The organism is Planktothricoides raciborskii GIHE-MW2, from assembly GCF_040564635.1.
Classification (GTDB): domain Bacteria; phylum Cyanobacteriota; class Cyanobacteriia; order Cyanobacteriales; family Laspinemataceae; genus Planktothricoides; species Planktothricoides raciborskii.
Window position 1 is genome coordinate 110739 of the sequence record NZ_CP159837.1, and the last position, 13359, is coordinate 124097.

A 13359-nucleotide genomic window follows, 5' to 3' on the forward strand; every position below is an offset into this window, starting at 1 on the left:
CTATTCCCTGTTCCCTGTTCCCTGTTCCCTGTTCCCTATTCCCTGTTCCCTATTCCCTGTTCCCTATTCCCTGTTCCCTGTTCCCTGTTCCCTATTCCCTGTTCCCTATTCCCTGTTCCCTATTCCCTGTTCCCTGTTCCCTATTCCCTGTTCCCTATTCCCTGTTCCCTATTCCCTGTTCCCTGTTCCCTATTCCCTGTTGTTAGTTGTTGTTTGGGTAGGGATTCTTTGGTTATTTGCTATTTGCTATTTTTTATGGGCGGTTGGTTATTTGCATTCACCTGGCGATCGGCAATATTTTAGGGGCGAAGCATTCGCGCAGATATCTTGTCACTTCAACCCTGATGTCTATGCGCGAATGCTTCGCCCTTAATTAAAATAAAGCCAGAATCGCGTTGGCCATATTTTCCAGTGTCACCACGCGATCGCTTAACCCAGCTTCCACCACCGACCGAGGCATACCATAGACCACACAACTAGATTCTGCTTCAGTAAAAATCATGCCCCCTTGGGATTTAATCCAGGCAGCACCTTGTTTGCCATCATTACCCATTCCGGTCATCACAATGCCCAAAACACGGTCGCGATAGACTTCAGCCGCCGATTCAAACATCACATCCACACTAGGACGATGCAAAGTATCAAAAGGACGAGTATCCAAATGAGTCATCACCGTATTTGTCACCGGCCTGCGAATAAACGTTAAATGTCGGCCTGCGGGTGCGATCATCACCATTCCAGGTTTCAAATCTTCTCCTTCCACCGCCTCAACCACGGTCAGCGCAGAAATGTTATTCAGTCGTTCGGCATAAAGTTTTGTATAACCCACGGGCATATGCAACACAATCGCCACTGGGACGGGCAAATTCCTAGGCAACTGGGGAATCAAATAGGTGAGGGCTTGTGGACCGCCAGTAGAAATCCCAATTGCAATTAAATCGAGGGATTTAGATGTCATTGTTTTGACAATGGGCTGCTGAACTTCTGGGAGGAACTTTTTCGCTGGCATCCCCTTGGGATGGACTTTCGCCGCCGCTTTGACTTTCTCGATCAACTCCTCAGTCAGATCAAATATCTTTTCATTAGCCAGTGCAGTAGGTTTTTGCACAAAATCAACAGCCCCCTCATTCAGAGCCGCTAAAGCCATTTCCCCCGCCTCATCAGCAATGCTAACAATCACCACCGGAATAGGAAACTTGGACATTTGCGCTTTGAGAAACTGCACCCCATCCATATTGGGCATAATTAAGTCTAATGTAATCACATCCGGTTGGAGTTCTTCGACTTTGTTTAACGCTTCTTCTCCATCGGTTGCAGCTCCCACCACTTCAATGAACGGACTGCGTAAGAGCATTTGCTTCACGACTTTCCGTACATAAGCTGAATCATCCACCACTAAAACTTTGACCACCCGATCCATAAAAATTACCTATAGAAGAATATATTTTGACTCACCATTAAAAATCTATGATTATACTTTTTTTTGATACACAAATGCTCCATTAATCTGCTCCAAATCAAAGTCATTCGTTAACCTTAATAAAGATTCGGAAGCACTCACAAATAAATAACCAGGCACTGGCATCATTTGAGCAAATATCTGCAAGGTTTTTTTGATGGCTTCCTGCGAAAAATAAATAAACACATTGCGGCAAAAAATAAACGGCGCTGTGGCCATAGGACGGACATCATGTTCACTCATCAAATTCCTATTAGACCATTGGACTCGTTGATGAATTTCTGGAAGAATTTTCCAGGCGTTTTGATCCTGCTGCTGAAAATATTTTTTTTGCAAATATAAAGGGAAACTGCGAAAAGAACGTTCTCGGTATAAACCTCGTTTGGCCATTTCAATCGATCTAGCACTGCCATCACTAGCATAAATCTCGATCGGTAAACCTTGATGAAACCAACCTTTTTCATTCAAAGCCATCGCAATGGTTAACGGTTCTTCTCCCGTGGCACAGGCCGCACTCCAAATTCTTAAAGGTTCTTGATTTCCCTGGGCAAAATATTGGGGGACTAAGACATCAACCATTGATTTAATTTGATCAAACTCCCGCCAAAAAAATGTTTCTGGCACGGAAATAATATTCATCAACTGTATCCACTCCTCTTTCGCTCCAGCATCATATTTTAGCAAATAATAGTAGTCCAAAAACGAGTCTAATCCCAAGGTGAAAATCCGAGGAGCTAATTTATCTTGTAGTATTTGGCATTGGCTTTGATCGTAATGAACTCCTGTATGTGTTTCAATTAAATCTCGTAGTAGTTGAAAAGTTGTCCCGGACAAGTGTAAAGAGTCTGAATTAAATTCCATATCAAACTAATCAGTCATCATAAGTGGTTGTTGTTGGCTTAACCAGCAAGTTAGCCAAGGAGTCGGAGGGCTTTCGGCGCCCGCCATCGGCTTTCGGAGCTTCGGGAGCTTCGGGAGCTTCGGGAGCTTCGGGAGCTTCGGGTGCTTCGGGAGCTTCGGGAGCGAAAGCCCCTCATCTTCCCTGCCGACGGCGGTCTCCTCTGCCCCTGATCTCCTCTGCTCCGAAAGCCCCTGAGCCGATCGCAGGCTGATCGCAGGTTAATCCTGGAGCAATTTTTGGGCTGCCCGACGGACTCTGGCATTGGGATCGTTACGAGTCATCATTTGCAGTTTTTCCTCGATACCACGATGACCTAGGTGTGCCAGGGCTCGGATACAGGATAAGCGAACGGAGGCATCGGTATCATCCAAGGCTTGCACTAATAGTCTGGAAGCGAGAGGATGTTTAAATCGGGTCAGCACTTCCACCAATCCCGATCGCACCATTGGATCTGGGTGAGTCAACCCTTTAGCCAGCCATTCGATTTGTTCTTCAGTGGTAGGAGCAGAACCTGATATGCTTTGATGCCGGGGTAGAGCATTGGCGGTGAGGGCGGAAATTGCCGCTTCCCGATATTGTGAATGACATAAAAGCTCAATTAAAGTGGTTGTGGCTGATGCCGATCTCAATTCACCCAGGGTTTGAATGGCCACATTCACCACTCTGGTTTCACTTTCCTCATTGAGTAATTCTTCGATCGGCTCAACCACACTCTCGTTGCCACAGGTTCCCAGCATTTCTAAGGCATCAATCCGTCTGGTAGGCAAGGGAGATTTGAGGAGATCTAACAACGGTGTTAAAGCATCAGCATGACCAATGCTTCCCAAGGCAGCGATCGCCGTCCGCGCCACATCTTCCTCACTATTTCCTGAAGTGGCGAGGGGAGCTAAGGTTTGAACCAAAGTCGCTTTAATCTGATTCTGAAGCTCTAAAGACTCGGTTTTCTGAGCGAGAGACTTACCAATTTGTCCCAGGGCTTCGATCGCCGCCGCCCGAACATGAGTAGCGGGATCATTCTGGCTTAAGCGAGACAAAGGATCTAAGGCTTGAATATCCGCGTGCCATCCCAAAGACCGCGCACTATAATATCGTACCCAGGGTTCGATATCGTTTAAAGCCTGGAGCAGATGGGGGAGGGCTGTCTCTGGGTCTATTTGACCGAAAGCGCGGGCAGCGGAGGCTCGAACATTGGGCTGTTCATTGTGGATGGCTTCGACTAATGCCGCAATCACCCGATCGCTTTCTAAATAAGGCAGATGTTCGATCGCCGCCCGACGGACGCGATTATTAGGGTCGTGACATAACTGCAAAAGCAAATCGACACAATTTGGCCAAGCAAAGTAACCAGCAATTTTCACCGCTGATTCCCGGACTTTGGGGTTTTCATCCTGTAAGCGCTGGAAAATTTGCCCGGACATATCGGGATGACCGAGAGAATTTAAAGCGGCGATCGCTGCTTGACGGACGCCTGCGTCCCCATTACCCAACAAGGACATCAGGGCTTCAAACGACCGGCGATCGCCTATTTTGGCCAAAGCCTCAGCCGCAACAATAATTAATTCTGGATCTGTGGGCAAATGAGCCAAACGCTCCAAAATAATCCACAGCCGTCTTTGCTCTTGTTCAGCCAGGGATAATTCTAATGAGGACTCAGAGGCAAAAGTTGAATCAATAGCACTTTGGGGGGAATCAAGGGGGGGATTGATCCGCTGACTGTCAATATCCCCCAACACAACCGTCAGGGCTGGCACGGCCAAGGGATCGCCAATTTGTCCCAAAATCACCACCGCGCAGCGACGAGTTTCTAACTGCTCGGCGGTCAGTTGTTCAATTAACAGATTGCAGACCCGCGAGCGAATGTCTTTTCCTTGTCGGCCATAGTTAACCAAGGTTTCCATCACCATTGAGCGGACGATGGGTTCGCCCAAGAGTTGCGTTAAAGCTTGTTCCACTGCCAGACCGGAACGCCAAGTTAACAGTAGGGTGACAGCGACGAGTTCTTCCCCCTTCGCTTCCGATAAAGCAGCAATGAGATTAGATTCCCCTTGCTGCTTGATGCCACGATTAGCTAAATCGGCAATATGCTGTCCTTCCCCATAAACTTTTTCATATCGTTCATAGAGGGTGGCAATGGCTCGAGAAATGGCGATCGTTGGGCCATCTGGACTATTCAACAACTGGGCTAAAGGCTCGACGACTTGTTTATCCCCCAGTTTTCCCAAAGCCCCAGCAGCGGGTTCGCACAGCATTTCATCTTCCAGCAGGGGGACGAGGCGATCGGCCCCTAGGGGATCGCCAATCCGCATCAAAGCTTCCAAAGCCGGAAACGCTAAAAAGAAATCCCGAGATTCGGCAATTTCCGCCAAGGTTTCCACCGCTTCCACCGCCCTTAAGTTCCCCAAAGCCTCGATCGCGTGGTAGCGGACATTGATATCCTCATCTTTTAAAACTGCAATCAGGGGGGGAATGGCGCGGGGGTCTTTTTGTTCTCCCAACAACAAAGCGGTATAAATCCGCAGATCCGGATCTTCGCTTTGGGTCAGCCAATCGATCAGCGTCGGCAAAGTATCAATATTACTCAGGGCTAAGACCTGCAAGGCACTATTGAGCGCACTTAGATTCGTATGTTCTTCGCGCAAGATGCTCAAGATGCGATTAATGGTGGTTTCTTGCGCTTGCACCACCAAGGTATTCACGGCGGTCTGACGTACCCGCCAACTTTCATCGCCCATCGCGGATACTAAAGGATTATCCGGTAAATCAGTGCTTTGATTGGCCAAAGCTTGCGCGGCTTGCAGGCGAATGGTTTCATCGGGATTGGCCAATTTTTCGGCCATTTCTCGTTCTAGATCCATCAGCGGGGTGACATCCTCGATACTGATAGTTGTGCCGCGAATCCGATCGCCTTCTCGCCAGGGGGAAATCGTCACCCGCTGCTGCATTTGTTGAAAATAGGCGGATGACTTGGTGGGGACACAAGGAATTAAGGGCTGATCGAAGTGAGGGGTGTTGGTTTGAATTTCCCCTTCATCTAACACCCGTTGAAATCGGGCTAACCAGTCCCCTAAATCCATATTGGGCGCGATCACATTCAAGGGTTTGCCGCACACAGTGGTAGATGACAGCCCGGTAATCTGTTCTAACAGCGGATCCCAAGAAGTCACCGTCAGATTTCTGTCTGTTTTTAGAATATAGATTTGAGAGTTAAACGAATACATAAGGCCTAAAAAATCAGAATTAAATTAATTACACTTCATTTTTTCAGATTTCTTTTCAGATTTCTTTTCAGATTTTTTCAGATTTTTATTTCTTGTTTATTTGTGAAACATAGAAATTTTGACCTAGGTCAAAATTTCTATGTTTTATCCCATTGGGTATTTTTACCCCCATATGTTCAAAATTTTTCACAAACAACCTGAAAAAATCTAATATTTTTTGACCATTAATTTTCTAACATTAGAAAACCTTGTCTAACATTAGAAAACCTTGTCTAACATTGTCTATTTTGATTGGGTGATGTCTTTTATATAAAAATACCAATATGGTTAAATTTTGTGATTGTTGAATCATTGGATTAAATCCATTGCTAAGGGGTGTGGGGTAATGTCTACCCCAATCATTAATTACAAAGGAGCGATGCCGCGCAGCGGATCCCGAAGCTTGCCCCCGCGAATGCGGGGGGGGAATCGCCCCTTTGCCGAAAGGTTCAGAAGCCTTAAACTTCCTCCTCAAAAGCCTAAATCGGTAATCAGCGATCGGTGGTTTCCCAGAAGAACCTAATCTGAGATTTTTCCACGATTTTTCGACTTTGCCATCCAAAAAGATCAAATCCGGTGAATGTGTGACAATAAATTATCCGGTCATCCCTGCCCACGGATCTTGCCGATTAAATATCGGTTGCTCTTGCGTTCAACCGACTGGCGGTTCTCAGGGGATGTGAGGAAAATCAAAATTATCGCTCGCTATTTCACCGGACTGAACCTGACCAATTGACTTTATTTTATCCGATTGTGATATCCGATTGTGAGTCCTCGTGTGAGTCGTCGTGTGAGTCGTCGTGTGAGTCGTCAAACTTAGGTAAATTGCCAGGGTAAGCTCATCAAGCCTAGTCTCACCTTTGATTCCTGTCTTTGATTCCTGTCAAATATCACCAATCAATCACTTAAGCGATCCATAATCATCGCCAATTGATTCGATCGTTCTAGCAAAGAAGAGGCGGCTTTTTGGGTCGTTTTCACCCCTTGAGCATTCCGTTCGGCAATGGTGGTGATTTCCTGAATCGCTTCCAGTTGGGCTGCTGCAAGCTGGGAATGATCCCGATTAGACTTGGTAATCTGACTAATCTGTTTATTCACGTTTTGGGCGGCAATGGTCATGTCCTTAATCGTGCGAGATTGTTCGGTCATCGCTTTGGACAGTTGCTCCGACTGCTGCCGCATACTTTCCACCGCTTGGGTAATTTGACCTGCGGCAACGGATTGACTACTCATGGACTTGTTCACATTGCCAATCATCCGAGTCAGTCGGTCTACCTCCTGAGAAATTTGTTCGCTGGCGGTGGCTTGTTCTGACAAAGCCCGGGCTGTAGTCGAAGCACTTCGGCGCATGGATTCCACTGCTTGCATAATTTGCTGCGAACCTTTCACCTGTTCCGCCGCTGCTTTACGGACTTGGGTGGTCAAGGAATTGGTATTTTGTGCCGCTTTTAAAACATCTCGAGCCGCACGAGCTTGCTCGTTCATCGCCTGGGTCACTTGCTGAGTGATTTTCCGCATTTGCAAGGTGGCGTCCACAATCGTTTGGGTGGATTTAGCTTGTTCTTTGGTGGCTTGAGCCACTTCTTTAGCTTGAATCACCGTAGTGTCGATCGCCTTTACCACATTTTGACCGGCGATCAGTTGTTCTTCTGTGGCTCGCATAATTTGTCCGACCACCTGGGTGGTTTCTTGAATCCCATTCAGAATGGTTTTTAACCCTTTAGCTCCTTCTTCCGCTTGAGTCGAACTCTGTTCTGCCACTCGTACCGCATCCGTGGACGCATTAATCGCTTCTTGAACCACCCCCTGTAACGTTTTAATAATAGAAGCAATCTCCGTAGTTGCCTGAGCCGCGCGATCTGCTAAATTACGGATTTCTTCCGCCACCACCGCGAACCCTCGTCCCGCCTCCCCAGCCCGGGCTGCTTCAATGGAGGCATTCAGGGAGAGTAAATTCGTCCGTTCAGAAATCAAATTAATCGTATCCACAATCGAACTAATTTCACTGGTGCGCTTGCCCATATCATTAATCACATCAGCAGATTGCACCATCGCATCCCGCACCCGGCCCATACCTTGAATCGCTTTTTGGATGGTTTCCCCACCATTTTGGGCATCGCGGGTGACTCTGGTGGTCAATTCCGAGGCTTGTTTCGTCAGATTATTTACACTGCGGATCGATCGCTCTAATTCTTGGGAACTCACTGCTGCGGTATTGGCTACATCGGTAATGCGTTCCGCATTTTGGGCTACCCCCTGAACCGATCGCCCCATTTCTTCCATTGACGTGGAGACATCTTGGACACTGGTGGCCAGATTTTCGATCGTCGCCGAGACTTGTTCAATGGAAGTCCCCATTTCATTCATGGAGGCGGTAGTTTCTTCTGCGGCTGCGGTGACATCATCGGCATTTTGGGACACACTTTGAATCGAGCGGGTCATTTCCTCAATGGTCGCCGCAGTTTCATTAATGGAACTAGACAGACTATCCGTATCCCGACTCACACTTTTAATCGATGCGGCAATTTCATTCACTGAGCCACTGACTTCATTGGCAGAAGTCGCCATGCTATCAGTATTTTCCGCCACATTTTTAATGGAAATATTGGTTTCTTGAATCGAGCTAGAGACTTGGCGGATCGCCGCCGTCAACTGTAATGAATTCCCAGAGACTTGCTCGCTGGATGCGGCCATTTCATTGATCGAGGAGACTAATTCTTCACTGGAATTAAACAAAGACTCCGCTTGTTGAGCGGTTTCTGCCAAGGTGACAGCGATCGACCGAGTTTGACTACGGGTTTCTTCCAGGGATTTCAACTGAGCCGTTGCGCCTTGTTGCACGTCCTCAGAAATCTGATAAATTTCATTAGCCGACGCCGTGACTTGATTGCCTTGATCCCGGACGCGGGCAATTTCTGCCGCTAACGCAAAATTATTGTCAGCTTGTTGAGGGGCTGCGGAAGATGAATTTCTATTATATTGGGGTTTAGGTTTGCGAGCCATAAGATAATTCTCCTAAGTTTGATTTCAATTACAGATCCAATTACAGATCCAATTACAGATCCAATTACAGATCCAATTACAGATCCAATTACAGATGAATCACCGAGCGAGATTTCCGGAGGTTTCCGGCGTCAAGAGCGAACCGTCGGCAAGTCGGTGATTTCATCTGCGATCGTTAAGAGTTGCTCCACATTCAGTAACAGAATGATTCTTTCTCCGAGACGGATAATTCCGGAAATATATTTGCTCGAAGCGCCGATCGCGTCTGGTGGGGGTTGAATCGCATTTGTGGGAATAGAAACAAATTCTCTGGCACTATCCGCGATCGCCCCCACAGTGCGGGTGCCAGTTTGAATCACAATCAGGCGAGTCCGCAGATTATATTCAGCTTTTTTTAAGCCTAACCGAGTGCGTAAATTGATCACCGGAATCACTTGTCCCCGGGAAAATACCACCCCCTCTACAAAATTTGGCGCATTGGGCACCGGAGTAATCGTTTCAATCATTTCCATTTGCTGGACTAACTTGGCCTGAATCGCATAATTTGTCTGAGCAATTTCAAACAAAATAAAAGGCTCTGATGATTGCTGATCTAAATTCATAATTTATCAGTTATTAAATCTCTCTAGATTTACTAAATGTGTACTCACACCGGATATTTTTGCTGAATTAATTCTAGGATTGCCTGAAACAGTGAAAATATTCAGTATGGAATCCCTAGTATCCTTAATCTCCCGAATATGCCTAGTATTCCTAGTATCCCTGGGGAATATCCCTGGGGAAATATTAGGTTTCCCTAGGAAAACTTAGGTTTGGCTCCATTTTTCACTATCTTTACTTAATCTAATTAAGGCCGACACATCCAGAATTAACACCACCCGACCATCCCCTAATTCTGTGGCTCCGGCTAAACCGGGAACTTGAATTAAGGGATCGCTCAGAGGTTGAACCACGATTTCCCGGCGACCAATAATCCGATCCACAATAATGCCGACAGTATTTAAATCTTTGCCAATAATCACCGCATGGAAACGATCTTGATCTATTTGACTTAAGCCAAACAGGTGAGCTAACCGTCGGAGAGGCAAAACATCTTGGCGAAAAGAAAGCAGTTCGGTATAGCGATGCTGGACTTCCGAGAGTCCTTGATTTCCGCCTAAGCCGGCATTACAAGCAGCATTATGCTCCCAATTGTCCAGGGTGGTAATCTTGTGGGATTCCACTTCAATCACTTCCCGCACGGAAGACTCCGGCACGGCAAAAGTTTGCCCCCCTACGGAAACAATCAAGGCATCGGCGATCGCCAAGGTTAAAGGCAGTTCAATAGTAAACTTGGTTCCGCGTCCTGGGGCGGTGGTCAACGACAAAACCCCGCCTAGTTCCTGCACCGTATTTTTGACCACTGCCAAGCCCACCCCTCGACCGCTGGTCAGATCCGCCTGCTCTTTCGTGGAAAAGCCCGATAAACATAAAATATCCAATAAAGATATCAGGTCAACCTGGGTCTCAGAATCGAGTACGCTCATCTTTCTAGCCCTTTCTGTCACCTGGTTAACATCCACCCCGCGTCCATCATCTTCAATTTCCAGGATTACCATTTCCCCGGAAGTGGCCGCTCGCAGGGCTAAATTCCCCTGAGCCGGTTTTCCCGATTGTAATCGGTCTGATTCCGATTCCAGCCCATGACTAATGGCATTGCGGACAATATGTAACAGCGGATCCATCAATCGTTCGACGACATACTTATCAATTTCTGTCTCCTCTCCCTTAATCTCCAGGTAAACTTTCTTGTGAGTCTCTCTGGCCACATCTCGCACCACAAACTGCATCCGCGAAAAGATTTGACCAATCGGCACTAAGCGCACTCGCATCACGCCCTGGCGCAAATCTCGCAATTGTCGCTCTAAAGTTTGGCTGGTTTCGCGAATGGGGCGTAAATGCTTCGTAGGGACGGTATTGCCCAGGCGAACTAATTGATCTTCCAGGCGAGCTCGACTAATCACCAGTTCTCCCAGCATCCGCATCAGATCGTCAAGTCGGGCTAAGTCCACCCGCACCACATTGGATGGCATCACGGAGACTCCGGGCGATCGCTTAGAAGGCGTCCCTTCCGGTCGGGGCGTCGGCACTGCTTCGGTAACTTCTTCTTCCCCGACTTCGGGAGATGTGACTGGCGTTTCTTCGGTAGGTTTTCCGGTCGGTTCTAGGGGTTTTGCTTGCTGAGTCATTGGTGCCTGAGTCATCGGTGGGGGAGCCTGGGTTTCTGCCTCGGTGGTGACCGATTCTGTCGCCTCGGCGGGGGCGATCGCTTCCGGCTCAGGAGGGTAAAAGCGACGATAGCCGATCCCATCCTGTTCTGGATGGGGAAACAAGTTTTCATCGGCGCTGGTGGTAGCGACCACAAAATCAAACAGAGTTTTCCCCCCTGGCGCCAGCCGAGGCGAGGCATGAATTAAGTCGCCAATTTCTTGCAACCGACTGCGAATATAGTTGACATTAATCCCCCGTTCGGCTCGCTCGCGATCAGGGAAAAACTCAATATGCCACGCTTGAGCGCCTTTTGTAATCGCCGTTTGTAACCGTTGCAACTCCTCTGGTTTTAATTGAACCGGGGACTCCTCTGGGGCGGGCGGCGGGGATGCAGGGGGGCTTGCCGTCGGCAGAGGAGCACAGGGGCCTGCCGACGGCAGAGGGGAAATATCTCCTCCGGCTCTCCCGCTCCCTTCCCCGCTCCCCCGCTCCTGGGCGACCAGGGGTGAATCGCCCCTAAAGCCGTTCCTGGGCAACTGGGCGGCAATTTGTCCCATGATGGCGCTGATATTTGGGGGCTCGGTTTTGGTGCGACGAGCGGCGATCGTCTCTTCTAACACTTTCACCCCAGCAATCACCGCTTCCATCGCTGACCGAGAAAGACTAACTTGTTCCTCTCGTAAAGCCCGAAGACAACTCTCTAGTTGGTGAGCCAAGGCTTCAGCCTCTTTGATGCCCACCATCCCGGACAAACCTTTAAGAGTATGAAAACTCCGCAATAGTTCATCCACTAAAGACTTCATCTCTAGTTTTATTTCTGAAGTTAATTGTTCATTAATGATGTGATCCAGCAACGATTCTAAGGAAAGTAAATTACTCCGAATACTCGTGAGGTGGGTGTCACTTTCAGCAAAGTAATCGTCTAAGAATTCATCAAAAAATGGAGATTGTCCTTCATTCTCAGACATCTTATCCCTCTTGATAATTCAACAAAACGTTGGCTTGTGCCGATAGCACTTGCGGTTCAAATGGTTTAGTGATATATCTTGAAGCTCCAGCCGCTAAAGCGGCGACACAACTGGCGTCGTCGTTGCGGGTTGTTAAAACAATTACCGGGATTTCTCGGTAGCTTTCGTGGTTCCGCACAAATTTAAGGACTTCTAAACCATGCATATCCGGCATATTTAAGTCTAATACCATTAAATCAACCGGACCAAAGACTAAACGCTCGATCGCTTCCAGGCCACTGCTGGCTTCATCGAACTTAACATTTTCTATTTTTTCTAAGGATTTTTTGACCATCCGTCGCATGGTAGAAGAATCATCAATTACCAAAATCTTTTTCATACAATTTACCTCTAAGGTTGTACAAATAAAATCAAGCTTTATGGGACTAAGTTTGGATGGAGTTATCAATGTTACTCCAATTTTAGGTGGCTGGGTTGATGAGTTCCCTGGGCTTGTTTGGTTATACCATGTCCTGAAAATCTTGGACTACGAAGTTTAACTCTTTAGTTGTATTTTTGGCTTGGGAAATGCCGATCGCAATCTGTGCCGCCAAGCGGTTAATTTCGTTCATCGCTAAAACAATCTGTTGCAGGGCAGTTTGCTGCTGTTTGGCGCTCATAGAGATTTGCTGATTACTCAGGGCTACTTCATTAATCGCTGACACAATTTTGTTCACCGTTTGGTTCGCTTGTTCCGTGACGGTGACGGAAGACTCCATCGACCGTTGGATCTGGCCGACGATCTCGCGAATTTTTTTAGCAGATTGTTTACTTTGCTCCGCCAATTTGCGAATTTCCGCCGCCACGACCGCAAACCCCTTCCCATGATCTCCGGCTCTGGCTGCTTCCACAGCCGCATTCAGGGATAGCATATTAGTCTGACTGGCAATGTCCCCGACCAAATCAGAAATATTGGCAATCTGATTGCTCTGTTCGCTCAAGCGCAAAATTTGCTGAGAAATCCCATTCATAATTTGTTTGAGAGTTGGGTCTTGAGCAACCAGGAATTCTGGGTATTGCTCCACCAGTGCCAAAACTTCTCGCACTCGGTTAGCAGCAATTTCTGCTTGTTTGGTGGTTTGTTGAGAAGAGACATTTAACTGCTCAATAGTCACCGTGGTTTTATTCACCGAATTGGATTGACCCACGGTGGTGCGTTCTTGTTGTTCTACGGTAGTGGCAATCTGACTCGCTGAGGCCGCAATGATATTCATTGACTCGGTAATTCTGCCAGAAATCCGAGCGTGTTAGCCATGTACTGAGTCCGATCGCTACGATCCCAAAGATAAAAGTACCGCCAACGATGATCCAACGCAACTGAGCGATCGCTCTTGAAGCCGTCATCTCTTGCACCGATTGAATTTGATCCGCTTGAAAAATCAAGGGATCTAGGGCATTGGTGAGTTGGTTGGACTGGGTAAACGTTGTATTGTAAAACATGAGCCACCAGATTACTTTTTGGCATTTTTGGATTAGCTTCGG

The 13359-nt window shown here is 47.5% G+C and carries 9 protein-coding genes; all 9 read right to left on the reverse strand.

Going from position 1 to position 13359, the window contains the following annotated elements; translation table 11 throughout:
• Positions 1-373: 373 nt before the first annotated feature.
• The 9 genes from ABWT76_RS00375 to ABWT76_RS00415 all read right to left on the reverse strand — a co-directional run bounded on the left by ABWT76_RS00375 (position 374) and on the right by ABWT76_RS00415 (position 13317).
• On the reverse strand, positions 374-1420 hold the full coding sequence (locus ABWT76_RS00375; RefSeq protein ID WP_054469743.1) for a chemotaxis response regulator protein-glutamate methylesterase: 1047 nt from the start codon (positions 1418-1420) through the stop codon (positions 374-376).
• A 51-nt stretch (positions 1421-1471) separates the two neighbouring features.
• Positions 1472-2320: a protein-glutamate O-methyltransferase CheR gene (locus ABWT76_RS00380; RefSeq protein ID WP_054469744.1), complete on the reverse strand. Its 849-nt coding sequence runs from the start codon at positions 2318-2320 to the stop codon at positions 1472-1474.
• A 258-nt stretch (positions 2321-2578) separates the two neighbouring features.
• Positions 2579-5578, reverse strand: a complete 3000-nt coding sequence (locus tag ABWT76_RS00385) for a HEAT repeat domain-containing protein (RefSeq protein WP_054469746.1) — start codon at positions 5576-5578, stop codon at positions 2579-2581.
• Between the two features lie 936 nt (positions 5579-6514).
• On the reverse strand, positions 6515-8620 hold the full coding sequence (locus ABWT76_RS00390) for a methyl-accepting chemotaxis protein (RefSeq protein ID WP_054469747.1): 2106 nt from the start codon (positions 8618-8620) through the stop codon (positions 6515-6517).
• A 131-nt stretch (positions 8621-8751) separates the two neighbouring features.
• Positions 8752-9222 (reverse strand): chemotaxis protein CheW, encoded by a 471-nt coding sequence (locus ABWT76_RS00395; RefSeq protein WP_054469748.1) that lies wholly within the window; start codon positions 9220-9222, stop codon positions 8752-8754.
• Between the two features lie 204 nt (positions 9223-9426).
• Complete coding sequence (locus tag ABWT76_RS00400) at positions 9427-11838, reverse strand: chemotaxis protein CheA (RefSeq protein WP_354635467.1); 2412 nt, start codon at positions 11836-11838, stop codon at positions 9427-9429.
• Position 11839: 1 nt separating this feature from the next.
• Complete coding sequence (locus tag ABWT76_RS00405) at positions 11840-12217, reverse strand: PleD family two-component system response regulator (protein WP_054469750.1); 378 nt, start codon at positions 12215-12217, stop codon at positions 11840-11842.
• Positions 12218-12338: 121 nt separating this feature from the next.
• Positions 12339-13091 carry a methyl-accepting chemotaxis protein gene (locus tag ABWT76_RS00410; RefSeq protein WP_354635468.1) on the reverse strand — a complete coding sequence of 251 codons (753 nt, stop codon included), beginning with the start codon at positions 13089-13091 and terminating at the stop codon, positions 12339-12341.
• Positions 13000-13317 (reverse strand): hypothetical protein, encoded by a 318-nt coding sequence (locus tag ABWT76_RS00415; RefSeq protein WP_190880545.1) that lies wholly within the window; start codon positions 13315-13317, stop codon positions 13000-13002. Before ABWT76_RS00415 ends, ABWT76_RS00410 begins: the two co-directional genes overlap by 92 nt.
• Positions 13318-13359: the final 42 nt, after the last annotated feature.

Bases quoted from the DNA above. Each gene is read 5' to 3' on its own strand.
- ABWT76_RS00390 (WP_054469747.1), bottom strand. From the start codon at position 8,620: ATGGCTCGCAAACCTAAACCCCAATATAATAGAAATTCATCTTCCGCA.
- ABWT76_RS00395 (WP_054469748.1), bottom strand. From the start codon at position 9,222: ATGAATTTAGATCAGCAATCATCAGAGCCTTTTATTTTGTTTGAAATT.
- ABWT76_RS00410 (WP_354635468.1), bottom strand. From the start codon at position 13,091: ATGAATATCATTGCGGCCTCAGCGAGTCAGATTGCCACTACCGTAGAA.
- ABWT76_RS00375 (WP_054469743.1), bottom strand. From the start codon at position 1,420: ATGGATCGGGTGGTCAAAGTTTTAGTGGTGGATGATTCAGCTTATGTA.
- ABWT76_RS00415 (WP_190880545.1), bottom strand. From the start codon at position 13,317: ATGTTTTACAATACAACGTTTACCCAGTCCAACCAACTCACCAATGCC.
- ABWT76_RS00380 (WP_054469744.1), bottom strand. From the start codon at position 2,320: ATGGAATTTAATTCAGACTCTTTACACTTGTCCGGGACAACTTTTCAA.
- ABWT76_RS00400 (WP_354635467.1), bottom strand. From the start codon at position 11,838: ATGTCTGAGAATGAAGGACAATCTCCATTTTTTGATGAATTCTTAGAC.
- ABWT76_RS00385 (WP_054469746.1), bottom strand. From the start codon at position 5,578: ATGTATTCGTTTAACTCTCAAATCTATATTCTAAAAACAGACAGAAAT.
- ABWT76_RS00405 (WP_054469750.1), bottom strand. From the start codon at position 12,217: ATGAAAAAGATTTTGGTAATTGATGATTCTTCTACCATGCGACGGATG.